The sequence below is a fragment of the Pseudomonas sp. FDAARGOS_380 genome, from assembly GCF_002591235.1.
Classification (GTDB): Bacteria; Pseudomonadota; Gammaproteobacteria; order Pseudomonadales; family Pseudomonadaceae; genus Aquipseudomonas; species Aquipseudomonas salmasensis.
On sequence record NZ_CP023969.1, the window covers coordinates 4,295,713 to 4,318,981 of the forward strand.

General features: G+C 62.4%; 21 protein-coding genes. 12 read left to right on the forward strand and 9 right to left on the reverse strand.

The window, feature by feature from the left end; genetic code table 11:
- Positions 1–29: 29 nt before the first annotated feature.
- Positions 30–710, reverse strand: a complete 681-nt coding sequence (locus CRN80_RS20305; RefSeq protein ID WP_098950900.1) for a histidine phosphatase family protein — start codon at positions 708–710, stop codon at positions 30–32.
- Between the two features lie 275 nt (positions 711–985).
- Between CRN80_RS20305 and CRN80_RS20310 the strand changes: the two genes are divergently transcribed.
- From CRN80_RS20310 to CRN80_RS20335, 6 genes are all read left to right on the forward strand, one after another.
- The gene (locus tag CRN80_RS20310; RefSeq protein ID WP_098950901.1) at positions 986–1,654 is read left to right on the forward strand and encodes an ABC transporter ATP-binding protein; all 669 of its coding nucleotides are present in this window, start codon (positions 986–988) and stop codon (positions 1,652–1,654) included.
- A 1-nt stretch (position 1,655) separates the two neighbouring features.
- The gene (locus tag CRN80_RS20315) at positions 1,656–4,118 is read left to right on the forward strand and encodes an ABC transporter permease (RefSeq protein ID WP_098950902.1); all 2,463 of its coding nucleotides are present in this window, start codon (positions 1,656–1,658) and stop codon (positions 4,116–4,118) included.
- Entirely contained in the window at positions 4,108–5,172 is a 1,065-nt protein-coding gene (locus tag CRN80_RS20320) for a lipocalin-like domain-containing protein (protein WP_032896407.1), read from the forward strand. The genes CRN80_RS20315 and CRN80_RS20320 overlap by 11 nt, the downstream gene beginning before the upstream one ends.
- A 140-nt stretch (positions 5,173–5,312) precedes the next feature.
- Positions 5,313–5,585 carry a hypothetical protein gene (locus CRN80_RS20325; RefSeq protein WP_032896409.1) on the forward strand — a complete coding sequence of 91 codons (273 nt, stop codon included), beginning with the start codon at positions 5,313–5,315 and terminating at the stop codon, positions 5,583–5,585.
- A 51-nt stretch (positions 5,586–5,636) separates the two neighbouring features.
- Entirely contained in the window at positions 5,637–5,993 is a 357-nt protein-coding gene (locus tag CRN80_RS20330; protein WP_047711231.1) for a hypothetical protein, read from the forward strand.
- A gap of 151 nt (positions 5,994–6,144) precedes the next feature.
- Positions 6,145–7,593 carry a hypothetical protein gene (locus tag CRN80_RS20335; RefSeq protein WP_098950903.1) on the forward strand — a complete coding sequence of 483 codons (1,449 nt, stop codon included), beginning with the start codon at positions 6,145–6,147 and terminating at the stop codon, positions 7,591–7,593.
- Positions 7,594–7,598: 5 nt separating this feature from the next.
- Here CRN80_RS20335 and CRN80_RS20340 read toward each other — a convergent pair whose 3' ends face one another.
- Entirely contained in the window at positions 7,599–8,300 is a 702-nt protein-coding gene (locus CRN80_RS20340) for a sterol desaturase family protein (protein WP_098950904.1), read from the reverse strand.
- 327 nt (positions 8,301–8,627) lie between these two features.
- Between CRN80_RS20340 and CRN80_RS20350 the strand changes: the two genes are divergently transcribed.
- The 6 genes from CRN80_RS20350 to CRN80_RS20375 all read left to right on the forward strand — a co-directional run bounded on the left by CRN80_RS20350 (position 8,628) and on the right by CRN80_RS20375 (position 15,586).
- Positions 8,628–9,551, forward strand: a complete 924-nt coding sequence (locus tag CRN80_RS20350) for a substrate-binding domain-containing protein (RefSeq protein WP_032896420.1) — start codon at positions 8,628–8,630, stop codon at positions 9,549–9,551.
- 63 nt (positions 9,552–9,614) lie between these two features.
- Positions 9,615–11,123: a sugar ABC transporter ATP-binding protein gene (locus CRN80_RS20355; RefSeq protein ID WP_098950906.1), complete on the forward strand. Its 1,509-nt coding sequence runs from the start codon at positions 9,615–9,617 to the stop codon at positions 11,121–11,123.
- Positions 11,089–12,081, forward strand: a complete 993-nt coding sequence (locus tag CRN80_RS20360) for an ABC transporter permease (RefSeq protein ID WP_014719047.1) — start codon at positions 11,089–11,091, stop codon at positions 12,079–12,081. The genes CRN80_RS20355 and CRN80_RS20360 overlap by 35 nt, the downstream gene beginning before the upstream one ends.
- Positions 12,082–12,107: 26 nt before the next feature.
- On the forward strand, positions 12,108–13,187 hold the full coding sequence (locus CRN80_RS20365) for an erythritol/L-threitol dehydrogenase (protein WP_003192355.1): 1,080 nt from the start codon (positions 12,108–12,110) through the stop codon (positions 13,185–13,187).
- A gap of 1 nt (position 13,188) precedes the next feature.
- Positions 13,189–14,721, forward strand: coding sequence for an FGGY-family carbohydrate kinase (locus CRN80_RS20370; RefSeq protein ID WP_098950907.1), 1,533 nt, complete (start codon positions 13,189–13,191; stop codon positions 14,719–14,721).
- 139 nt (positions 14,722–14,860) lie between these two features.
- Positions 14,861–15,586 (forward strand): SDR family oxidoreductase, encoded by a 726-nt coding sequence (locus CRN80_RS20375; protein ID WP_098950908.1) that lies wholly within the window; start codon positions 14,861–14,863, stop codon positions 15,584–15,586.
- Here CRN80_RS20375 and CRN80_RS20380 read toward each other — a convergent pair.
- The 7 genes from CRN80_RS20380 to CRN80_RS20415 form a co-directional block, all read right to left on the reverse strand.
- Entirely contained in the window at positions 15,583–16,587 is a 1,005-nt protein-coding gene (locus CRN80_RS20380; protein WP_098950909.1) for a LacI family DNA-binding transcriptional regulator, read from the reverse strand. The genes CRN80_RS20375 and CRN80_RS20380 overlap by 4 nt on opposite strands.
- Positions 16,588–16,645: 58 nt before the next feature.
- On the reverse strand, positions 16,646–17,509 hold the full coding sequence (locus CRN80_RS20385) for a LysR family transcriptional regulator (RefSeq protein WP_098950910.1): 864 nt from the start codon (positions 17,507–17,509) through the stop codon (positions 16,646–16,648).
- A gap of 625 nt (positions 17,510–18,134) precedes the next feature.
- On the reverse strand, positions 18,135–19,538 hold the full coding sequence (locus CRN80_RS20395) for an amidase (protein ID WP_098950911.1): 1,404 nt from the start codon (positions 19,536–19,538) through the stop codon (positions 18,135–18,137).
- Entirely contained in the window at positions 19,535–20,803 is a 1,269-nt protein-coding gene (locus CRN80_RS20400) for a Zn-dependent hydrolase (protein ID WP_098950912.1), read from the reverse strand. Before CRN80_RS20400 ends, CRN80_RS20395 begins: the two co-directional genes overlap by 4 nt.
- 13 nt (positions 20,804–20,816) lie before the next feature.
- Entirely contained in the window at positions 20,817–21,512 is a 696-nt protein-coding gene (locus tag CRN80_RS20405) for an ABC transporter ATP-binding protein (protein WP_003192343.1), read from the reverse strand.
- Entirely contained in the window at positions 21,512–22,261 is a 750-nt protein-coding gene (locus CRN80_RS20410; RefSeq protein ID WP_032896435.1) for an ABC transporter ATP-binding protein, read from the reverse strand. Before CRN80_RS20410 ends, CRN80_RS20405 begins: the two co-directional genes overlap by 1 nt.
- Positions 22,258–23,268, reverse strand: a complete 1,011-nt coding sequence (locus tag CRN80_RS20415; RefSeq protein WP_098950913.1) for a branched-chain amino acid ABC transporter permease — start codon at positions 23,266–23,268, stop codon at positions 22,258–22,260. Before CRN80_RS20415 ends, CRN80_RS20410 begins: the two co-directional genes overlap by 4 nt.
- Position 23,269: the final 1 nt, after the last annotated feature.

Consider the following 23,269-nt stretch of genomic DNA (forward strand, 5'->3'; position numbering starts at 1 on the left):
GTTGTGGCTTAATATGTAAACAAGTGTAATTAAAGTTGTTTGAGTGCGGCGCTCCACTCTTCGATATTCATTGTGCCCATGGCCTTGAAGGTGCCGTTGGGCAGCACCTTGACGAACAGTGCGCTGCCGTACTCGGCGGCGGCCGCATGGGGGAAGCCCAGGCTGGTCTGGAAGTCGCTCATGCAGGCGCTGTGGGTGATCAGCATCAGGTTGCGTCCCGGCTGTTTGTGGCCGAGGATTTCATCGCCCATGGCGTCGCCGCAGATGGCGAGTGGGCCGGGGGACAGCTCGGTCTTGCCGAACATGAACAGTGACGTCTGGGCGGTTCGCGTGGTGGGGCTGCTGAGCACGTCGGTCAGGGCCATGCCCAATGAGTCAAAGGCTTTGCCCAGTTCGACGGCGCGTTCAGTACCGTTGATGGTCAGGCCATCGGCGGGGCCGAAGCAGGGGTTGGCCGAGCGGTCGCAGCGCTCTTCATGGCGCACCAGCACCACCAGTTCACCCTCGCGCCAGCTGGCGAGCACCCCGGAGGTCAGCAGGCGATTGCCCACGCCCAGATCCAGCGGCGAGCTGGGCCAGAATAAAAAGCCCACGAACAATAAGGCGGCAACGCAGATGCCAAGCAGGTGCAGGCGGTATTTTCTCAGGCGTTTTAACCTAGACCTTTTAGGTTGGCGGTTGGCCAGGATCATGTCTGCCACGCGGTTCACCCTCGGCACTGTTTATTGTGTTTATAAAAAGGTTGCATGACGGGGCAGTTGCCCTTAGTGAGGCAGGAGACTGTCACAGCACTGCTGTCTTTTTGCTGAACACGTGCATGTTAAGAGTGTCACTTGGGTTAACTAAGAAAGTTGTGGGTTACCACGAGTTGGCGGGCACTTTAAAGTACGGTGGATGGGCAGGCGGTGAAATCCATGTGAAAAATTTGCGTGGGCAGGAGCGTCAGCCGTTATTCTCATTGCGGGTCCTTCAGATGAGCGTTCTTATGTTGCAGGTGCAAGGTGTTGTAAAAAACTACGCGACCCCGCAAGGTCCGCTGGCCGTCCTGGCCGGCGTCGACCTGCACCTGGGCGAGCGCAGCAGCCTGGCGCTGATGGGTGAATCGGGCAGCGGCAAAAGCACCTTGCTGCACCTGGTGGCCGGGCTGGATCGAGTGGACGGCGGCAGCATCCGCATCGGCGAGCAGCGCCTCGACCAACTCAACGAGGGGCAACTGGCCCATTGGCGCCGTACGCAAATCGGCTTGGTTTTCCAACAGTTCAACCTGATCGGCAGCTTGCGCGTGGAAGACAACCTGGCGTTCCAAGCGCGGCTGGCGGGGCGTTTTGACCCGCACTGGCAAGCGCAATTGGTGGAGCGCCTGGGGCTGGGCGACTTGCTGCGGCGTTACCCCGAACAACTCTCCGGTGGCCAGCAGCAACGGGTTGCGGTCGGGCGGGCGCTGGCCTCGCGGCCGGGTTTGTTGTTGGCCGACGAGCCCACCGGCAACCTCGACGAAGCCACCAGCGATGAAGTGCTGCAACTGCTGCTGGATCTGCTGCGGGACAGCCCCACCAGCCTGCTGATGGTCACCCACAGCCCGCGCCTGGCTGCACGGCTTGACCGGCAGGTGGTGCTGCATCGTGGGCGTGTCGTGTCGATGGACGCTCGCTGAGATGGCGCTGTTTTACTGGACGCTGCGCGCATTGCTGAGCCACTGGCGGCGTCACCCGGTGCAATTTTTCAGCGTGCTCACCGGCCTGTGGCTGGCCACCGCGCTCCTCACCGGCGTGCAGGCCCTCAACAGCCAGGCGCGGGACAGCTACGCACGCGCCAGCCAACTGATCGGTGGTGAACCCCAAGCCAGCCTGGTTGCGCCGGACGCCGCCAGTTTCCCCCAAGCACTGTTTGCCGAGTTGCGCCGCGCCGGTTGGCCGGTCTCCCCGGTGGTGCAGGGGCGGGTGGTGCTCCTGGGGCGTGAGCAACAGCGCCTGCAATTGATGGGCATCGAGCCGGTGTCGTTGCCCGGCAGCGGCAGCGTGGCAGGGCAACGCTTGAGCCAGGCGCAGATGCTGGCGTTTTTCGAGCCGCCGGGGCGTACCTGGGTCGCTGCGCAAACGTTAGAGGCGCTGGGGTTGCAGGCGGGCGAGCAGCCGCTGACGTCCACCGGGCAGCGCCTGCCACCGTTGCAGGTACAGGCCGATATGGCGCCCGGTCTGCTGCTGACCGATATCAGTTTTGCCCAACCTCTGCTCAACATGCCTGGGCGCCTGTCGCGCTTACTGGTGGACAACACCTTCGCCGCCCGCCATCCCCCGCCACCCGCTGCGTTGCAACTCAAGCAGGGCGAAGACAATAACCTTTCACGCCTGACCGAAAGCTTTCACCTGAACCTGGATGCGGTAGGCTTTTTATCCTTTGTGGTGGGGCTGTTTATTGTGCATGCGGCCATCGGCCTGGCCCTGGAACAGCGCCGTGGCCTGCTGCGAACCTTGCGCGCCTGTGGGGTCAGCGCACGCCTGTTGATCTTGAGTCTGGGCGTCGAATTGGGCGCTTTGGCGGTGCTGAGCGGTGTGCTCGGTATCGCCAGCGGTTACTTGCTGGCCAGCCTGTTACTGCCGGATGTCGCCGCCAGTTTGCGCGGCCTGTACGGCGCCGAAGTCGCCGGCCAATTGAACTTGAGCCCCTGGTGGTGGCTGGCCGGCCTGGGCGTGAGCCTGCTCGGCGCGTTGCTCGCCGGGGCCAGCAGCCTGTGGCGCGCGGCGCGTTTGCCGTTACTGGCGCTGGCCAACGCCCAGGCCTGGCATCAAGCCCATGGGCGCTGGCTGCGGCGCCAGGGCTGGGTGGCGTCCGCCGCCTTGCTGATCGCGTTGCTGGCACTGTGGCTGGGCGATAGCCTGGCCGCCGGGTTTGTGCTGATGGCGGCCTTGCTGTTGGGCGCGGCATTGGCGTTACCGGTGCTGCTCAACGGGTTATTGAAAGCGGTGCTGGGGCGCAGTCGCTCGGTGCTGGGCCAGTGGTTCCTGGCCGATTGCCGCCAACAACTGCCGGCCTTGAGCCTGGCGCTGATGGCGTTGCTGTTGGCCCTGGCGGCGAATATCGGTGCCGGTTCCATGACCTCGGGCTTTCGCCAGACCTTCACCCATTGGCTGGAGCAGCGTCTCACCGCCGAGCTGTACCTCAACCCGCAAAATCCGCAGCAGGCCGAGCAACTCAAAGCATGGTTGAGTCGCCAGCCCCTGGTGCAGGCCGTATTGCCCGCCTGGCAGGTATCGGTGCAACTGCAAGGCTGGCCTGCGGAGGTGTTCGGTGTGGTCGACAACCCCACTTATCGTCAACACTGGCCGCTGCTGGAGGCGGCGGACGCGCCTTGGGATCGCTTGCTGCAAGACGACAGCCTGATGCTCAGCGAACAACTGGCGCGACGCCTGAAGGTGCAACTGGGCGACACGGTTTCCATCCCCACTCCACAGGGCACCTGGGCGCCGAAGATCGTCGGCATCTACGCCGACTACGGCAACCCCAAGGGCCATCTGCTGGTCAATGCCCAGCACCTGTTGGCGCATTGGCCGACGCTCTCACCGGCACGCTTCAACCTGCGGGTGGCGCCCGCCGACGTGCCGCCGCTGATACGTGAAGTGCAGCGTGAGTTCGCCCTGGAAGACAGCCGCATCGTCGACCAACAGCAACTCAAGGGTTGGTCCAGCCAGGTCTTCGAACGCACCTTCGCCGCCACCGCAGCGTTGAACAGCCTGACCCTTGGCGTCGCCGGGGTGGCGTTGTTCATCAGCCTGCTGACCCAGAGCCAAAGCCGTCTCGGCCAGCTCGCGCCGTTGTGGGCGCTGGGCGTGACGCGCCGCCAACTGATGCTGCTCAACCTCGGCCAGACCTGGCTGCTGGCGGTGCTCACGTTGATCCTGGCGTTGCCGCTGGGGCTGTTGCTGGCGTGGTGCCTGGATGCGGTGATCAACGTGCAGGCTTTCGGCTGGCGCCTGCCGCTGCAGGTATTCCCCGGCCAGCTTGCGCAATTGCTGGGGCTGGCGATGCTCGCCACCTTGCTCGCGTCGGCCTGGCCGTTATGGCAGCTGTACCGCAGCCGCCCGGCGGATTTGTTGAGGACGTTCGCCCATGAAGATTAAGGCACTGGCGTGCATCGCCTGGTTACTGCTGAGCGGGTGCGACCAGGCGCCCGCACCCGAGGACAGTTTCGCCGGGCTGGGCAGCGATGCGGCGGACTTTGCCCAGGTAGTGCCCGGCAAAGTCTTCAGTTTTCCCGAGGACCACGGGCCCCACGACGGCTTTCGTATCGAATGGTGGTACGTCACCGCCAACCTCAAGGACGCCCAGGGCAATGTCTTCGGCGTGCAATGGACGCTGTTTCGCAACGCGTTGAAGGCCGGCCCTGTTGAACCTGGATGGCGCGACTCAACCGTGTGGCTCGGCCACGCCGCCGTCACCTCGGCCACCCGCCACTACGCCGCCGAACGCCTGGCCCGGGGTGGCGTCGGCCAGGCTGGGGCTCAGGCAGAGCCGTTCAACGCCTGGATCGACGACTGGAACTTCGCCACCCGCCCCGGCGCCGCCAGCCCCCTGGCCGACATGCAACTCAAGGCCAGCGGCGCGCAATTTGCCTACGACCTGCACCTCACCTCCAGCCGTCCATTGGTACTGCAAGGCGATGGCGGCTACAGCCGCAAATCCGACCAGGGCCAGGCGTCGTACTACTACAGCCAACCGTTTTTCACCGCCAGTGGCAGCGTCAGCCTCGACGGCCACACCTACCAAGTCAGCGGCCCGGCCTGGCTCGACCGCGAATGGAGCAGCCAACCCCTGGCCGCCAGCCAGACCGGCTGGGATTGGTTCTCCCTGCACCTGGACCGCGGCGCGCAACTGATGCTGTTTCGCGTGCGGGAGAAAGACAGCAACGGTTACCTCACCGGCACCTGGATCGACGCCCAGGGCCACACCGAGACCTTGCACAACAGCGACATCCAACTCACGCCGCTGACCACCACGACCATTGACGGGCGCAACATTCCCACACGCTGGTCGCTGAAAATTCCCGGTAAACAGCTGGATATCACCACCGAGGCCGTCAACCCGAAGGCGTGGATGGACCTGGGTATTCCGTACTGGGAAGGGCCGGTGCGGTTTGAGGGTGGGGTGGGGTATTTGGAGATGACGGGGTATTAGGGGCGCTTTCTGTAGGCGTTCATCTTTTGCTGTGTAGGCAACTTCCCAAACGTACTTTTTGACCTCCGCCTGCTTGTGTTCGGGCTGTAGGTGTTTGCTTATATTTCGATGCCATCTTCATGGCATTCGAGATGTAAGGCATGGCGCAGGCATACGTCAACGACCGCACCACGGACTACCTCAGTTTGAAATCCCGGCTGATGAGTGGTGCGTTGAGTCTGCAGCGTTCTGACCATTTCGATGTGTTGAATCGGCACCTGCGCCATGGGCTGGTGACGCCGGGACATTTGGTGCTTATTCCTGACAACTACAGCGTGACTTGCAATGCCGAAGAAGCCTGGTTGATGCGTTATGTCGAAGAGATGCCGCAGGCTGGCACAGGATGCCTCGGCTGGTGCTGCAGTGATCGATGACTATGACCTGCTGCAGCGCTTGTTGGGATTCCAGCCAGAGGGGGCTTAAGCGTGGATTTTTTTGTCGCCTATACCGCTGTGATGATCATCGGGACGTTTGTGGTTTTAGGACTGATACTTTTTGTCGAACGAACAAAACTCGAGGCGTTGGAAGGTTACTTCATTGAAAACGTGCAGGTGCGTAAATATCAGCAACGCTGGGGACGAAACCAGCGGTTCGTCAGGTTTCATCGCATGTGTCTCATGATTGATATCCTCCGCGCGCCAGAACGCTCCGTCAAAGAAGGTTACATGACCGAGGCAGAGTTAGCCGTCATTCCGCCAGCGCTCAAGCGTTGGGCTGTATGGCCCTATCGGCTCGCGATGATTTGGGCGATCAGTTGGGGCTATTGGTGTACCTGGCTTTAGAGGTGCTCTCGCTTCCTGAACCTGCATTTCAGGGCTCACATTTTTTAAAAAATACTGTACATGCATACAGTCTTGTCCTACAGTCCATCCCAGGTGACCGGATGTCACCGGTTACCTGAGCTTCAATTTTTTAACTATGGATGGATAAAAAATGAAATCGAAAAAAGCCTTCATTCTGGGCGCGGCCATGGCGGCCTCTTGCTTCGTTTCGGCCTTTGCCCTGGCCGAGCAAAACCCGGCAAAACTCAGCGCGCAGGCGGTCAAGCAGGCCGTGGACAAAGCATTGAAACCTGGCGGCACGCTGGAAAAGGCCAGCGTCTCGGGCGAGCTCAAGCAAAAGCTCAATGATGCCAAGGCCGGGCAGTCCAACGTCGTCAAAAAAAGCAAGGCGGCCGTCGGTAATGTGGCGATTGACTCCCCGGTTGGCCAGCTGGAAAAACCTGACTCGGCGCACATGAAACAGGCCGCGGTTGCAGCCTTCACGCCGTTGTTTCCCACCCTGGATATCAATACGCTTTACACCCTCACCGGTGTGGAGACCGGCGCGCAAATCGCTTACCACTTCAACCTGCCGAAAAACGCGCGAATCCAGGTACAGCTGCTGAACCAGAGTGCCGGCACGGATATGTCGTTGACGCTGTTCCATGACGACGGCCAAGGCAACCTGACGCCGCTGGGCACCTCGGATAACCCCGGCAGTGCCGATGAATACCTCAACGGCGTGTTGCCGGCCGGTGACTACTACTGGTTCATGGTGGCCAATGCCGCGAGCAACTCGCAGTTCAGTTTTGGTGTGGCGGTGGACAGCAATGTGGATGCCTACGAGCCTAACGACACCGAGCAAGCCGCGTTCGCGCTGCCGGATGCCTTGAACCAGGTGACCGGTAACCTCGACAGCGTCAATGACGTGGATTACTTCTCCTTCGTCTCGTTGCGTGGCCAAGGTGTGGGCATGTTCCTGGGCGATGACGGTGCGGGCACGCGTAACCAGTGGATCTTCGAACGGTTCGATGGCACCCAGTGGGTGGAAGTCCCGCAGGGCTCCACCTCCACCTATCCCAACCTGACGCCAGGCTACACGGTCAAGGTGCGTGTACGGGCTAACCCGGCGGTGGCATTGAACCCTCAGGCTCAATACAAGCTGACCCTCGGCTCGGCGCCACGCCTGAACCAGCACAATGTGAACGGCGATAACGTGGTGCGCATCCCCAGCTCGATCTTCCAACTGGCCACCCAGGCGGCCCGCAATCTGAGCTGGAGCACCCAGTGGTCAGACAGCACCGGCGAACCCCTGCGCGGCGTCACCCCTGTGCTGCGGGTCGACAAGCATTTTGGCGGCACTTACAACTGGGTCGACTATGAGGCCAAGACCGGCATCACCGGCGCAGCCTCGGGGAATGTCGCGCTGGGCACCTGCTCTGGCGACTACAAAGTGCGCTACCCGGACAGCGCCTCGGGCCAGACCTACAACTGGGAAACCTGGTTCAACGAGGGCGGCTGGCGCATCGAACTCAGGGAGTTCCCAGGTGTGGGCGTGGGTGGCAATAACGTCCAATACGTCAGCCTCGGCCACATCTGCAGCCAGACCATCGTGCGATGATTGATCTATGTGTGTGAAGCGGGGGGCAGTCCAGTTGGACTGCCCCTTTTTTTTTCCGTGGGTTCCCAATGCAAAGTGCCAAACAGATAGTCCATCAACGGCAGCACGATATTGAAATTACGCCCCTGCATCAGCTCACGACGGTGGTGCAAGGCATGCAGGCGGTGCATCTGGCGAATCCACGGCAGGCGTGCCACCGGATGTTCGGCAGGCAGGTGTTCGCAGGCATGGAAGACTTCGTAGAGCAGGTAACCGAGGATCATGCAGCCTGCAAACAACCCGGCAACGTTGGCGCTCAGTTGGCTGAGCAGCCACCAGGCGGGGAGGGTGATGGCCAGGCTGTGCAGCACGATCAGCCAGGCCGGAAACAGGATAACGCGCCAGTCCCGGGGGCTGTCGTAGGTCATGTGATCAGGGGTGAAGAAACTATGGTGATCGCCAGTGTGGCGTGCGTAGAACAGCCGGGCGAATGCATGTTTGTGATGGCCCAGGTGGCGGTGCACGAGGTAGATGCACAGGTTGAAGAACAGTAGGGTCAGGGGCACGGTCAGCCACTGCAGGGCGGTGATATCGGCGGTGGACGACCAGGCCAGCGTGATGCAGGCGATGCCGTAGACAAGCACGAATGCGGCGTGCAGCCAGGGGTTGTAACGCGGGTTGACGCTTGCGCGGTAACGGGCGCGAAAGGTCTCGGTGGGATGGGGCATGGCTGGCTGCTCGCTGTGTTTTTATTTGAGGCTGAGCTTAGTTGCCATGGGCGGATGTGCGAGTTTTTACTGGCAACTCTTGCCCCCTGTAGGAGCGAGCTTGCTCGCGAAAAATATCAACGATAACGCGGGCTTCCTGAATAAACGCGGCGCCTGTGAGTTTTTCGCGAGCAAGCTCGCTCCTACAACAGGGCACGTCCGCGCCCGCATTTTTGCCCGAGACCGACCAGTGGAGGCTTGCACAGGTCCGATTTACTTGTTAGCTTTTGGCAAAATGTTAACGATAACATTTGCTCTAAAAATAAAAACAAAACAGAGACCCACGCCATGAAAATGCTCCCCAAAACCCTGTGTTTACTGGCTGCCAGCATCACCCTGGGCAGCGCGAGCCCCGCGTTCGCCGACGCTGCCAAGCCCATCCGCATCGGCGCCTCGTTCCAGGAAATCAACAACCCTTATTTCGTCACCATGAAAAACGCACTGGAAGAGGCCGGCGCGACCATCGGTGCCAAGCTGATCATCACCGACGCCCGCCACGACGTATCCAAGCAGGTCAGTGACGTTGAAGACATGCTGCAAAAAGGCATCGATATTCTGCTAATCAACCCCACTGATTCGGTCGGCGTGCAATCGGCCGTCAAGTCGGCCCATGCTGCCGGCGTCGTAGTGGTGGCGGTGGATGCCCAGGCAGATGGCCCGTTGGATTCGTTCGTCGGCTCGAAGAACTTCGACGCCGGTTTCCAGGCCTGTGAGTACCTGGCTAAAACCATCGGTGACAAAGGCAATATCGCCATCCTCGACGGCATCGCCGTGGTGCCGATCCTCGAACGTGTGCGCGGCTGCAAAGAGGCGGTGGCCAAGCACCCGGATATCAAGATTGTCAGCATCCAGAACGGCAAACAGGAGCGTGACCAGGCCCTGACCGTCACCGAAAACATGTTGCAGGCCCAGCCCACCCTCAAGGGCATTTTCAGCGTGAATGACAATGGCTCCCTCGGCGCACTCTCGGCCATCGAAGCCAGCGGCATGGACGTGAAACTGGTCAGCGTCGACGGCGCGCCGGAAGCGATCAAGGCGATCCAGAAACCCGGCAGCCATTTCATCGCCACCTCGGCCCAATACCCCCGCGATCAGATCCGCCTGGCCTTAGGTATTGCCCTGGCCAAGAAGTGGGGCGCCCAGGTACCGGCCAGCGTGCCGGTGGACATCACCTTGATCGACCAGGCCAAGGCCAAGGACTTCAGCTGGTAAATCCCCCAGGCCCCACGCAATGCGTGGGGCCCAGGTCTTCCTTCTGAGTGCGAGGTCGGCGGTATGAGCAGTCTTCTGAAGCTGGAAAACATCTGTAAGCGTTACCCGGGGGTACAGGCCCTCAAGGCCATCAACCTGCAAGTGGAGCGCGGAGAAATCCACGCGTTGCTCGGGGAAAATGGCGCGGGCAAATCCACCCTGATGAAGATTCTGGGCGGTGTCGAGCATCAGGACGAAGGGCAGATCCTTATCGACGGGCAGGCCCGGAAATTTGCGACCTATCGGGATGCGATTGCCGCCGGGATTGGCATCGTGTTCCAGGAGTTCAGCCTGATTCCCTACCTCACGGCGGTAGAAAATATCTTCCTCGGCCATGAGCTGAGCAACCGCTTCGGCCTGCTGCGCAAGCGCGAAATGGCCGAGGCCGCGCAGGCGTTGTTCGAGCGCCTCGGGGTCAGCATCGACCTGCACTGCGCGGTCAAGCACCTGAGCGTGGCCGAGCAGCAGTTTGTCGAAATCGCCAAGGCCCTGGCCCTGGACGCACGCCTGCTGGTGCTCGATGAGCCGACCGCGACGCTGACCCCCAGTGAGGCCGAGTTGCTGTTTGAGATCATGCGCGAGCTCAAGCGCCAGGGCGTGGCCGTGATTTTTATCTCGCACCATCTGGAAGAGATTTTCCAGGTCTGCGACCGCATCAGTGTGCTGCGCGACGGCGGCAATGCAGGCGTCACCGAGGTGGCCGACAGCGATATCGATCACCTGGTCGAGATGATGGTTGGCCGCCGCCTGGAATGCAGTTTTCCACCTAAGCCCAGCAGCGAGCGCGGCCCGTTGTTGCTGGAGGTCAAGGACATCCAGCTGGTGCGCAATGGCCCCCGCAACCGTTTCAATTTGCACAAAGGCGAGATTCTCGGCTTCGCCGGCCTGGTGGGTTCGGGCCGCACCGAGCTGGCCTTGGGCATGATGGGCGCGCTGCCCACGGTGAGCAAGGATGTATGGCTGCGCGGGGAAAAAGTCAGCCTCGACGACCCGGCCCAAGCCCTGGCCCACGGCATTGGCCTGCTGCCGGAAAGCCGTAAGAGCGAAGGGCTGATCACCGCCTTCAGCATTCGCGAAAATATCTCGCTGAACAATTTGCCCAAATATCAGAACGCCTCGGGCCTGATCGACAAGGCCAAGGAATGCGCCAGCGTCGACGCGCTGATGCGCCAGCTGTCGATCAAGGCGCCCAGCGGCGAAAGCCTTGTGGTGAACCTCAGCGGCGGCAACCAGCAAAAAGTCGTGATCGCCCGCTGGATCAACCACCACTGCGACGTGCTGGTGTTCGACGAACCCACGCGCGGCATCGACGTCGGTGCCAAGGCGCAGATCTACGCGTTGATGCGCAGCCTCACCGAACAGGGCTACGCGATCATCATGATTTCCTCCGAGCTGCCCGAAGTCATCGGCATGTGCGACCGCGTCGCCGTGTTCCACAAGGGCGCCATCGTCAAGGTACTGGAAGCGTCCGCCGTCAATCCTCAAGAGGTCATGCGCCATGCAACAGGGGGCTCAAGTGAATACGTCCATTAACACCGCTGGCACCGGCCGGTTGCGCCTGAACCTGGCGCGGCTGCTGCGCTCGCCCGCGTTTTATCCCTTTGTCGGGCTGGTGGTGGTGACCCTGGTGATGATCCTCGCCAGCGACACCTTCCTTACCGCCAGCAACCTCTCCAACATCGCCCGCCAGGTGTCGATCAACGCAATCATCGCGGTGGGCATGACCTGCGTGATTCTCACCGGTGGCATCGACTTGTCGGTGGGGCCAGTGATGGCGTTGTCCGGCACCTTGACTGCCGGGCTGATGGTCGCCGGGTTGCCGCCGGGCCTGGCGATTGGCGTCGGGCTGCTGGTGGGCGTGGCCTTCGGCATCGGTAACGGGCTGTTTGTGGCGTACCTGCACATGCCGCCGATCATCGTCACCCTGGCGACCATGGGCATCGCCCGTGGGTTCGGGCTGATGTACACCGACGGCTACCCGATTTCCGGGTTGCCGGAGTGGTTCGCTTTTTTCGGTCGCGCCAGTGTGTTTGGCCTGCAGGTGCCGATCCTGATCATGCTGATCACTTACCTGGCGGCCTATGTGCTGCTGCAGCACACGCGTATCGGTCGCTACATCTACGCCATCGGCGGCAATGAAGAAGCGGTGCGCTTGTCCGGGGTGCGTGCGGCGCGCTTCAAGCTGCTGGTGTACGGCATCAGCGGCTTCACCGCCGCGATTGCCGGGCTGGTGCTTACCTCGCGCCTGATGAGCGGCCAGCCGAATGCCGGCGTGTCGTTCGAGCTGGATGCGATTGCCGCCGTGGTACTGGGCGGCGCGTCGATTGCCGGCGGGCGCGGGGTGATCATCGGCACCTTGCTCGGCGCCATGCTGCTGGGCGTGTTGAACAACGGTTTGAACATGCTTGGCGTGTCGCCCTACGTGCAGAGCGTGATCAAGGGCGGGATCATTTTGCTGGCGATTTTTATCAGCCGTCAGCGCCATCGTTAATACCTCACCACACAGGACCGAACACCATGGACAAGCACACTCACATGCAAGCCGTCGTCTGCCACGGCCCGAAAGACTACCGCCTGGAGCGCATCGGCAAACCCCAGGCGCGTGCCAATGAACTGGTGATCCGCATCGCCGCCTGCGGCATCTGCGCCAGTGACTGCAAGTGCCACTCGGGCGCGGCGATGTTCTGGGGCGGCGACAACCCCTGGGTCAAGGCACCGGTAGTACCGGGCCATGAATTTTTCGGCTACGTGGTCGAAGCCGGCGAGGGCGCCGAGGAGCACTTTGAGGTCAAGGTGGGTGACAAGGTCATCGCCGAACAGATCGTGCCGTGTGGCAAGTGCCGCTTCTGCAAGTCGGGTAAATACTGGATGTGCGAAGTGCACAACATCTTCGGCTTCCAGCGCGAAGTGGCCGAAGGCGGCATGGCCCAGTACATGCGCATTCCCAAGACCGCTATCGTGCACAAGATTCCCGAGTCGGTGTCCCTGGAAGACTCGGCGCTGGTGGAGCCAATGGCCTGTTCGATCCACACCGTCAACCGTGGCGATATCCAGCTCGACGACGTAGTGGTGATTGCCGGCGCGGGCACCCTGGGCCTGTGCATGGTCCAGGTCGCCGCGCTGAAGACCCCGAAAAAACTGGTGGTGATCGACATGGTCGACGAGCGCCTGGAGCTGGCGAAAAAATTCGGCGCCGACGTGGTGATCAACCCCGCCCGTGACAACGCCCGCGAGATCATCAACGGCCTTACGGAGAATTACGGCTGCGACGTCTATATCGAAACCACCGGCGTACCGGCCGGCGTCACCCAGGGCCTGGACCTGATCCGCAAGCTCGGGCGCTTTGTCGAGTTCAGCGTGTTTGGTGCCGAGACCAGCGTGGACTGGTCGATCATTGGCGACCGCAAGGAACTCGACGTGCGCGGCGCGCACCTGGGCCCGTATTGCTACCCGATCGCCATCGACCTGTTTGAGCGCGGCCTGGTCACTTCCCAAGGCATCGTCACCCATGATTTCCCGCTGGACGACTGGGCCGAGGCGTTTGAACTGGCCAATTCGACCAAGTCGATCAAGGTGCTGTTGAAGCCGGTGCTCTGAGATGGACTACGTCATCGGTGTAGACATTGGCACCCAAAGCACCAAGGCGCTGCTGGTGGATGCCCAGGGCACAATCATCGCCCAGCACAGCCACGGCTACCGGGTGGACACCCCGAAAGTGCGCTGGGCCGAGCAGTGGCCGCAGGTGTGGCTGGATGCCGTCGAGATCTGCGTGGCCCAGTGCATGGCCAAGGCTGGCGTGCCGGCGCCGCAGGTCAAGGCGCTGTGCATCAGCAGTTTGTACGGTGGTTCAGGCATTGCCGTGGATGCACAGATGACGCCGCTGCACCCGTGCCTGATCTGGATGGACCGCCGCGCCGGCGAGCAGGTGGCCTGGGTACGCGAACATGTGGACCTGGAGCGCTTGTTCGCCATCACCGGCAACTCGGTGGACAGCTACTACGGCTTCACCAAAATGCTCTGGCTCAAGCAGCACCAGCCCCAGGTGTGGGCCAATACCCGTTACCTGCTGCCGCCCAACAGCTACATCAACTGGTGCCTGACCGGCGAGTTGGCGGTGGACCACAGCAGCGCCGGGAATATCGGTGGTGTCTACGACGTGGCGGCGCGCAACTGGTCAGGCGAGATGCTGGAGGCGCTAGGTATCGCGCAGTCGATGATGCCCGAGCGGTTGCTGTATTCCGGCGAAGTGGTGGGTGGTTTACGCGCAGACTGGGCCGCACGCCTGGGCCTGCAGGCGGGCACGCCGATCCTCGCTGGGGGCGTGGACGCGGCCATGGCGACCCTGGCGGCGGGTGTCACCCAGCCGGGCAATCATGTGGCGATGATCGGCACCAGCATGTGCTGGGGCTACCTGAACCAGCGGGTGGATGCACGCCACGGTTTGGTGAGCATGCCCCATGTCTACAACGGCCACCGCGACCTGTACATCTTCGGCGGTGCGATCACCGCCGGAGCCTCGGTCAGCTGGTTTCGCGAGCAGTTCTGCCAGGCCGAAGAACAGCAGGCCCAGGCCACGGGGCAAGACAGCCTGGCGCTGCTGGAGCAGAGCGCGATGAAGATTCCGGCCGGCAGCGAAGGCGTGGTGTTTTTGCCTTACCTGATGGGCGAACGCAGCCCGGTGTGGGATGACCGCGCCAGCGGCAGTTTTGTCGGGCTCAACCTGTACCACAGCCGCTTTCACCTGTACCGCGCGGTGCTGGAGGGCGTGAGTTTTGCCCTGCGCCACAATATCGAAGCGGGCACCCAGGGCGCGCATTCCCTGGACCCACGCCTGATTGTGGTGGGCGGGGCGAGCCATTCGGACCTGTGGATGCAGATCATCGCCGATGTCACACGCTACCCGGTGTACACCATCGTGCAGGAGGTAGAAGCGGCCCTGGGCGCGGCGTTGCTGGCGGCGCATACGGTGGGGCTGGTGAGTGATGAGGCAATGGACACCGGCTGGGTGCAGTTGCAATTGCGGGCGCAGCCCAAGCGGGAGAATGTCATGACCTATGACCGGGCGTTTGCCGAGTACCTGAAGCTGTACCCGGCCCTGAAACCGGTTATGCACAACCTGCAAACCACCTGATTCAACACGATCCAAAACTGTGGGAGCTGGCTTGCCTGCGATAGCGGAGTTTCAGTCTCCTTATTGGGTGCTGATACACCGCTATCGCAGGCAAGCCAGCTCCCACAGTGGATCTTCATTGGTTTTGAGATCTTTATTTATGATCACCACCTTCGACTTCTCTCACCAGCGCATCCTCGTCACCGGTGCCAGCAGCGGCATCGGTCGCGAAATCGCCCGGCAACTGATCGCCAGCGGCGCTGAAGTCTTCGCCCTTGGTCGCGACGCCCAGGCGTTGGCGGCATTGGGGTGCCACACCCTGTGCGTGGACATCGCTGACAGCATCACCCTCGACAAAACCCTGCAAGATTTGCCGCCCCTGCACGGCCTGGTCAATTGCGCCGGGATTTCACGCCTGGAACCCGCCGCTGCCATCAGCGCCAACGCCTTCGACCAGGTGATGAACGTCAACGCCCGCGCCGCTGCACAAGTGGCCAGCCGAGTCGCGGCGAAGATGATCGAGGCGGACATTGCCGGTAGCATCGTCAACGTCTCCAGCCAGGCGTCATTGGTGGCGCTGGACGATCACCTGAGCTACTGCGCCTCCAAGGCTGCACTGGATGCGATTACTCGCGTGCAATGCGCCGAGTGGGGCCGTTTTGGCATACGCGTCAACAGCGTCAACCCCACCGTGACCTTGACGCCAATGGCGGCCATGGCCTGGTCCGACCCGGCCAAGCGCGACCCGGCACTGGCTGCGATTCCGTTGGGGCGTTTTGCGCAACCGGCGGAAGTGGCGCTGCCGGTGCTGTTCCTGCTCAGTGACGCGGCGAGCATGATCAGTGGCGTCAGCCTGCCGGTGGACGGTGGCTACACCAGCCGCTAGCCGTTCTCCAACTGGCCCGCGATGACCACTTTGTCCCGTGGCTTGAAGGGATCTTGCAGGCGGTCGAGCAGCAGGCGTACTGCGCTGCTGCCGGCCAGGGACGCGTCGTGGGCCACGCAGGCGATGGGCACGCCAAAGATATCGGCGAAGGGCAGGCGGTCGATGCCGCAGATGGTCAGGCTGTCATGGGCGATGTTGTGCATGCGCAAGGCGCGCAGGGCACCCAGGGTAATCAACTGGTTGAAACCCATGATCGCGTCCGGCGCCGAGTGTGCGGCCAGGTAATCGAGGGTATGCAGGTAAGCCGGCATCAGCGTGTAGTCGCCCGCCTGCACCTCGACCTGAATGTCGGGGTGTTCGGCCAGCACTTCCCGCAGGCCTTTGAGGCGCTCCACGCTGATGCGCGAGTGCTCGGGGCCGGTCAGCACCAGCAGGCGCTTGAGGTTGGGCGTTTGGCGTAACAGGTAGTGCGCGGCTTGCAGGCCGCTGTGGTAGTTGTCGAGCACCACGCGGCTGAACGGGCTGTCGTGGATCGTACGATCGAGCAGCACCACCGGGGTTTTGCCGTTGCTCAGGCGCTCCAGATAGTCGGGTTGATAGCTCGGTTCATCGGAGACCGGCGACAGGATGATACCGGCCACGCGGTAGCCCAGCAGGGTATCCACCGCCTTGCTTTCGAGTTCCTCCAGCTCATCGGTGTCCACCAGCATGATGGTGTAGCCGTGCTTTTTGGCCTCGCGGGAAATCGCCTTGATCATCTCGCTGTAGAACGGGTTGTCCACCGAAGCGGTGATGACCCCGATGATCAGGCTTTCACTGCGCTTGAGCCCACGGGCGAAGGCGTTGGGCACGTAGTCCAGCTCGCGGGCCACTTCCAGAATGCGCGCCAGGGTGGCGGGTTTGACCAGGTCGGGTTTGCTCAAGGCCCGGGACACCGTAATGGTGGTCATGCCGACCCGTTTGGCAATGTCGCTGATGGTGACGGACTTTTTCTTGTTCATCGGTAAGGCTGCGAGGGGAAACACCAGCAGGCTAGCATGTGCGCAGGCGTAGAGTGATTCAAATCAGCGGGTCCCAGCGTTGCGACCAGTCGCCTTCGGCCTTCACCACTGTGCGTAGCAGCTCCAAAGCCTGTTGCAACACCGCTGAATCCCGCGCCCGCGAATACACCAGGTAGGTCGGGAAGCTGAATTCCGGCGCCTTGGGCACGCGCTGCATCACGCCGCTGTCCAGGTAGCTCTGCACCACCCGTGTGCGGAAGTAGCCAGCACCGCCATTCTCCAATATGTACTGCAACGCCAGCGGCCCCAGGTTGAAATTCACCGCAGCACGCGCACGGTCGGGCAGGGCGGCGTCGTGCTGCTGGCGAAAACCCTGGCCCCAGTCGATATACACGTAAGGCTCGGGTTTGCTCGCGAGTTGCACCAGAATCAGTTTTTCTTCCAGCACCTGTTCCACCTGCAAGCCCGGCCAGTATTGCGGCTGGAACACCAAGGCGGCGTCGAGCACACCCAGCTCCAGTTGGCGTAGCAGGTACTCGCCTTCACGCACTTCGGTGCGCAGCGCGTGGCCTGGTATGTGCTCGCGCAGCGCCTTGGCCCAGCCGAGCATCAACGGGTTGCACAGGCTGACTTCACCGCCGATATGCAGCACGTTGCGATAGCCATCTGGCAATGGCAGGTCACGGCGCGCCGCTTCCCAGGTTTGCAGCAACTGGTTGGCGTACACCACGAAGGCCTCGCCGTCGGCGGTCAGCCGCGCACCGGCACGGTTGCGCACGAACAGCGTGCTACCCAACTGGCTTTCCAGGTTCTTCACCCGGGCGGTGATGGCGGTCTGGGTGACGTGCAGTTTCTCGGCCGCTGCGGCCAGGCTGCCGCAGCGGGTGATTTCGAGGAAGGTGCGTGCCAGTTCGATGTCCATAAGCGTCCCGGGTGATGAATGGGGGACAGTGTAAAGGAATGCGGTCAAACCTGTGGGAGCTGGCTTGCCTGCGATGGCGGCCTTTCAGCCGACGCTTCTCTACCTGACACCCCGCTATCAAACTGTGGGAGCGGGCTTGCTCGCGAAGGCGGCCTGGCGGTCAACACGGTTGGATTGTGTGCATATCCATTGCTGCGGTAACGGCCACTTAGGGTTCCGCTCTGACAGCGGGTCACTTTTGGAAAAGAGCCCCAAAAGTAACCAAAAGGGCTCTTGCCCCACCACTCGGCACCTCGCTTAGGCTCGGTGTGCCCGTAATCCGCCAGTGATTTGGGGGGGGCGCCGCCACGCGCCATCCATGGCGCGGGGCGGCTAAACCGGCATCCCTGCCGGTTTACCCCCCAAATCCCTGTCGAATTCCGGCCTGCGTGGTTTAACGGGGCGCCTGAGATCAAGATCAAAAGCAGATCAAGAGCTAGAGCGGCTCGCTTCGCATCGTGGTTACCGTTGGCTGCTATAACCTACAAAATTGTGTAGAAGCTGCGACGGCGGTGTGTCAGAGGCCAATGTGCTGACTGAACCTGTGCTATCGCAGGCAAGCCAGCTCCCACAGTAGAGTCGTATGTCAGGTCGGGCTTCTCGGTGTGTGCAAGTGTTCTGTGGGGAATGCTTTGGCATACGCGTGACACACCCTCAACACCTGCTCATCGGCAAACCGCGCACCCACCACATGCAAGCCCACCGGTAGGCCATTCGCTGCCAACCCGCACGGCACTGACGCCGCTGGTTGTTGGGTGAGGTTGAAGGGGTAGGTGAACGGCGTCCATTGCATCCACTCAGTCATCCCTGAGCCCGGCGGTACGTTGTGCCCGGCTTCGAATGCGGTGATCGGCATCATCGGCGACACCAGCACATCGTAATGCTCATGGAACGCGGCCATCCGTGCAACCAGCGCCGCTCGGGCTTCCAGGGCTGCGTTGAAATCATCCAGGCTCAAGCGTTCGCCTCGCTGTGCAATGCGCAGCAACCCGGGGTCGAGCAGTTGCTTTTGCGCCTCGCTCATTGTGCCGGTCAGGCGTGCTGCGCCGGCAGCCCATAGGGTGCTGAACACCTCCAGTGGGTCGCTGAAGCCAGGGTCGATTTGTTCGACCTGGGCGCCCAGTTGCACCAGGCCCTGCACAGCCTGATCCACCACCTGGGCGACCTGCGGGTCGACCTTCGCATAGCCGAACGTTGGGCTGTAGGCGACACGCAATCCCTTCAGGTCCGCTCCTGGAACGAGCCAGGGCGTGGTTCGCGGCGCGCCGATCAGGCCGTCCCGCGCATCCGGCTGCGCCACGGTTTGCAGCATCAGCACGCTGTCTTCCACGGTGCGTGTCATCGGCCCCGGGTGCGACAGGATGGTCATGGAGCTGGCCGGCCATTGCGGCACGTAGCCGAAGGTTGGCTTGATCCCGAAGGTGCCGGTAAACGCACAGGGAATGCGGATCGAGCCGCCGGCGTCGCTGCCCTGGTGCAGCACGCCGAGGTTCAATGCCGCTGCCGCACCGGCGCCTCCGGAGGAACCGCCGGCGGTGGTGCGCGTATCCCACGGGTTGCGGGTGATGCCGTACAGCGGGTTGTCGGTCACGCCTTTCCAGCCGAATTCTGGGGTGGTGGTCTTGCCCAGCAGCACCGCGCCGGCCTTGCGCATGAAGGCCGGGAAGGGCGCGTCCACGTCCCATGGGCCGTCGGCGGATGAGGTGCGTGAGCCTTTGCGCGTGGGCATGCCGACCGTCAGCGTCAGGTCTTTGATCGACGCCGGCACGCCATCCAGCGCGCCGCAGGGTTCGCCCTTGAGCCAGCGTTGCTCCGACGCTCGCGCAGCCTCCAGCGCGCCTTGCGGGTCGACATGGCAGTAGGCATTCACCACCGGGTTATAGCGCTCGATGCGCAGCAAAGCATCTTCAGTAACCTCCACGGGGGACAAGCTTTTGTCGCGAAAATGCTGCAACAGCTGCACCGCTGTCAGTTGGCCAATCTCACTCATGCCAGATCCCCCTGGGCCGCGTTCACCATGGCGCGCAACAACACCGCGCAGCCTGCGGCCAGATCATCCGGCGCGGCGTTTTCGATTTCGTTATGGCTGATGCCGCCTTCGCACGGCACAAAGATCATCCCGGCCGGGCCCAGTTCGGCGACGAAGATCGCGTCATGCCCGGCGCCGCTGACGATGTCCATATGGCTCAAGCCCAATGCCTTGGCACCTTCACGCACGGCGTTGACGCAGGTCGGGTGGAAGTCCAGCGGCGGGAAGTCGGCAGTGGGCGTCAGTTCAAACGTCAAGCCGTGGCGGGCGGCCGAGTCTTCGATCACTGCGCGCACTTCATCGACCATGGCTTGCAGCTTGTCGGCGTGCAGGTGGCGCAGGTCAATGGTCATGTGCACTTGGCCGGGGATCACGTTACGCGAGCCAGGGTGCAGGTTCAGGCAGCCAACGGTGCCGCAGGCGTGAGGCTGATGCTGATGGGCGATTCGGTTGACCGCACTGACCACCTCGGCAGCGCCCACCAGGGCGTCCTTGCGCAGGTGCATGGGCGTAGGGCCCGCATGTGCCTCTACGCCAGTGAGGGTCAGGTCGAACCACTTCTGGCCCAGGCAGCCCATCACCACGCCCAGGGTAATCGCCTGGTCTTCCAGCACCGGGCCTTGCTCGATATGCGCTTCGAAATACGCCCCCACTGGGTGGCCCAGTACCGCACGGGCACCGGCATAGCCGATGCGCTGCAATTCAGCGCCCACCGACAGGCCCTGGTCGTCGCACTTGTCGAGGGTGTCCTGCAAGTCGAACTTCCCGGCAAATACCCCGGAGCCCATCATGCACGGCGGGAAGCGTGAGCCTTCTTCGTTGGTCCACACCACCACTTCGATCGGTGCCTGGGTTTCGATCTGCAAGTCATTGAGCGTGCGGATCACTTCCAGCCCGGCCATGACCCCGTAGCAACCGTCGAACTTGCCGCCTGTGGGCTGGGTGTCGATATGGCTGCCGGTCATCACCGGGGGCAGGGCGGGGTTGCGGCCAGGGCGGCGGGCAAAAATATTGCCGATGGCATCCACGCTGACGCTGCACCCGGCGGCTTCGCACCACTGCACGAACAGGTCGCGCGCCTGGCGGTCCAGGTCGGTGAGGGCCAGGCGGCACACGCCGCCCTTGGCCGTGGCGCCGAGCTGGGCCAGGTCCATCAGCGACTGCCACAAGCGGTCGCGGTTGATCAGTGGAGCATTGCTCTGGAGCGGTTGCGCAAGACTGTTCATCAGGAATCTCCACTCAGGCACTCAAGGCCAGGTAACGGTTTTTGATGGTCGGGTCGGCGCGGAAGTCAGCGGCGCTGCCTTCGTACACCACGCGGCCCTGTTCGAGCACGTAATGGCGGTCGGCGAGCTTGTCGCAGACCATCAGGTTCTGTTCCACCAGCAATACCGGCAGGCCCTCGTCCTTGACCTTGCGCAGGATCTTCACCAGCTCGTCGACGATCACCGGGGCCAGGCCTTCAGTGGGCTCGTCGAGGATCAGCAGCTTGGGGTCGTTAAGCAGGGCACGGGCGATGGCGAGCATCTGCTGTTCGCCGCCGGACAACGCATGGCCGGCGTTTTTGCGCCGCTCCTTGAGGCGCGGGAACATGGCGTACACGTCCTCCAGTTGCCAGCGACTGTGCTTGCGGGCGGCGATGCGCAGGTTTTCCTCCACCGTCAACAGGCGGAAAATCCCACGGTTTTCCGGCACCAGCGCCAAGCCCTGGCGCGCAATTTCAAAGATCTTTTGCCCCACCAGCGCCTGGCCGTTGAAATGAATCTGGCCCTGGCGCGGGCAGATGATGCCGAGGATGCTGCGCAGGGTGGTGGTCTTGCCGGCACCGTTACGGCCCAGCAGGGTCACCAGTTCGCCGGGGTTGACGCTCAGCGACACACCCTCCAGCACATGGCTTTTGTCGTAGTAGGAATGGATATTCTCGACGATCAGCATCAGGCAGCCTCCCCAAGATAGGCAGTGCGCACACGTTCATCGGCGCGCACGAATTCCGGCGTGCCTTCCACCAGGATCTGCCCGTGGCTCATCACCGTGATGCGTTGGCTGATGGACATGACGATGCTCATGTTGTGTTCGATCAACAGCACCGTATGGTCGCGGCCAAGGTCGCTGATCAGCTGGGTCATGATCGGGATATCGTCGATGCCCATGCCCGAGGTGGGCTCGTCGAGCATCAACAGTTTGGGTTTGGAGCAGATCGACATGCCTACCTCCAGCACCCGTTGCTGGCCGTGGGACAACTCACCGGCCAGGGTGTCGGCGCGGGCGGTGAGTTGCAGGCGCTCCAGCACTTGGTCGGCCATCTCCAGATGCTCGCGCTTGCTGTCGACCCGGCGCCAGAAATTCAAGGCGCGCACGCCGTCGCGGCCTTGGGCGGCCAGGCGCAGGTTCTCGCGCACGCTGAGGTTCTGGAACAGGCTGGTGAGCTGGAACGAACGCGCCATGCCCAGGCCGACGCGGCCGTGGGCGGGCTTGCGCATCAGGTTCTTGCCGTCGAAATGAATCGCGCCGGCGGTGGCCTGGCGCTCACCCGTGAGGCAATGGAACAGGCTGGTCTTGCCGGCACCGTTGGGGCCGATGATGGTGTGGATGGTGCCGGCTTCGACCTTGAGGTTGACGCCATTGACCGCATGGAACGCGCCGTAGGCCAGCTCAAGGTTTGTGGTTTCCAGCAAGATACTCATAGCCCGTCCTCCTTGGCGACGACCACGGTTTTGCGCGTGCCGCGCAGCTTTTCGAACAGCGACGCGAGGCCGCCCCACAACCCGCCGCGCATGAAGATCACCACCAGGATCAGGATCACCCCCAGCAGCATCAGCCAACGCGGCCACAGGTCGGAGAGAAAGTCCCCCAGCAGCACAATGGAGCCGGCGCCCAGCAGTGAGCCGAACAGCGAGCCGGTGCCGCCGACGATGGTCATGATCAGGATGTTCTCGGACATCGCCAGGTCGATATTGGACAACGGCACAAAGTGCAGCAGCATGGCGTACAGCGCCCCGGCAATCCCGGTGACCGCGCCGGACAGCACGAACACCAGGATCTTGAAGTGACGCGTGTCGTAGCCGATGGCCGAGGCGCGGGTTTCATTCTCGCGGATCGCCATCAGCGTGCTGCCAAACGGTGAGGCGATCACCCGGCGTGCGCCGATGAAGATCAGCAGGAACAGCACCGCGACAAAACCGTAGAACGCGCGGGCATCGGCCAGGGACAGCAGCACGGTGTCACCCACACGGATTTCCGGGCGCGGCACGCTGAGCAGGCCGTTGTCGCCGCCGGTCCAGTCGCTCAGGGTGTAGGCGACGAAGTAGGCCATCTGGCTGAACGCCAACGTGAGCATCACGAAGTAAATGCCCGTGCGCCGAATCGCGAGGGCGCCCACCAGCAAGGCCAGCACGCCACCGGCCAGCGCCGCGCCCAGCAACGCCATGAACAGGCCCAGTTGCAGGTGGATCATCAACAGCGCCGCACAATAAGCACCGGCACCAAAGAAGATGCCTTGGCCAAAGGACAGCAGCCCGGTGTAGCCCAGCAGCAGGTTGCAGGCCAGGGCGGCCATGGCAAAGATCAGGATTTCGGTGGCCAGGGTCGCCGAGGGCAACACCAACGGCAGGCCGATCAGCACGGCCAGCACCCACAGCAACATGGCTTTGGATTGGGTCTTGGCGAACGGCAGGGGGTTTTTCTCGCTCATA

What these genes read in the sequence shown, in the direction of transcription:
- CRN80_RS20365 (WP_003192355.1), top strand. Translation starts at nt 12,108, where the DNA reads ATGGACAAGCACACTCACATGCAAGCCGTCGTCTGCCACGGCCCGAAA.
- CRN80_RS20315 (WP_098950902.1), top strand. Translation starts at nt 1,656, where the DNA reads ATGGCGCTGTTTTACTGGACGCTGCGCGCATTGCTGAGCCACTGGCGG.
- CRN80_RS20415 (WP_098950913.1), bottom strand. Translation starts at nt 23,268, where the DNA reads ATGAGCGAGAAAAACCCCCTGCCGTTCGCCAAGACCCAATCCAAAGCC.
- CRN80_RS20380 (WP_098950909.1), bottom strand. Translation starts at nt 16,587, where the DNA reads ATGAACAAGAAAAAGTCCGTCACCATCAGCGACATTGCCAAACGGGTC.
- CRN80_RS20355 (WP_098950906.1), top strand. Translation starts at nt 9,615, where the DNA reads ATGAGCAGTCTTCTGAAGCTGGAAAACATCTGTAAGCGTTACCCGGGG.
- CRN80_RS20385 (WP_098950910.1), bottom strand. Translation starts at nt 17,509, where the DNA reads ATGGACATCGAACTGGCACGCACCTTCCTCGAAATCACCCGCTGCGGC.
- CRN80_RS20370 (WP_098950907.1), top strand. Translation starts at nt 13,189, where the DNA reads ATGGACTACGTCATCGGTGTAGACATTGGCACCCAAAGCACCAAGGCG.
- CRN80_RS20325 (WP_032896409.1), top strand. Translation starts at nt 5,313, where the DNA reads ATGGCGCAGGCATACGTCAACGACCGCACCACGGACTACCTCAGTTTG.
- CRN80_RS20405 (WP_003192343.1), bottom strand. Translation starts at nt 21,512, where the DNA reads ATGCTGATCGTCGAGAATATCCATTCCTACTACGACAAAAGCCATGTG.
- CRN80_RS20410 (WP_032896435.1), bottom strand. Translation starts at nt 22,261, where the DNA reads ATGAGTATCTTGCTGGAAACCACAAACCTTGAGCTGGCCTACGGCGCG.
- CRN80_RS20395 (WP_098950911.1), bottom strand. Translation starts at nt 19,538, where the DNA reads ATGAGTGAGATTGGCCAACTGACAGCGGTGCAGCTGTTGCAGCATTTT.
- CRN80_RS20400 (WP_098950912.1), bottom strand. Translation starts at nt 20,803, where the DNA reads ATGAACAGTCTTGCGCAACCGCTCCAGAGCAATGCTCCACTGATCAAC.
- CRN80_RS20320 (WP_032896407.1), top strand. Translation starts at nt 4,108, where the DNA reads ATGAAGATTAAGGCACTGGCGTGCATCGCCTGGTTACTGCTGAGCGGG.
- CRN80_RS20335 (WP_098950903.1), top strand. Translation starts at nt 6,145, where the DNA reads ATGAAATCGAAAAAAGCCTTCATTCTGGGCGCGGCCATGGCGGCCTCT.
- CRN80_RS20340 (WP_098950904.1), bottom strand. Translation starts at nt 8,300, where the DNA reads ATGCCCCATCCCACCGAGACCTTTCGCGCCCGTTACCGCGCAAGCGTC.
- CRN80_RS20360 (WP_014719047.1), top strand. Translation starts at nt 11,089, where the DNA reads ATGCAACAGGGGGCTCAAGTGAATACGTCCATTAACACCGCTGGCACC.
- CRN80_RS20310 (WP_098950901.1), top strand. Translation starts at nt 986, where the DNA reads ATGTTGCAGGTGCAAGGTGTTGTAAAAAACTACGCGACCCCGCAAGGT.
- CRN80_RS20375 (WP_098950908.1), top strand. Translation starts at nt 14,861, where the DNA reads ATGATCACCACCTTCGACTTCTCTCACCAGCGCATCCTCGTCACCGGT.
- CRN80_RS20350 (WP_032896420.1), top strand. Translation starts at nt 8,628, where the DNA reads ATGAAAATGCTCCCCAAAACCCTGTGTTTACTGGCTGCCAGCATCACC.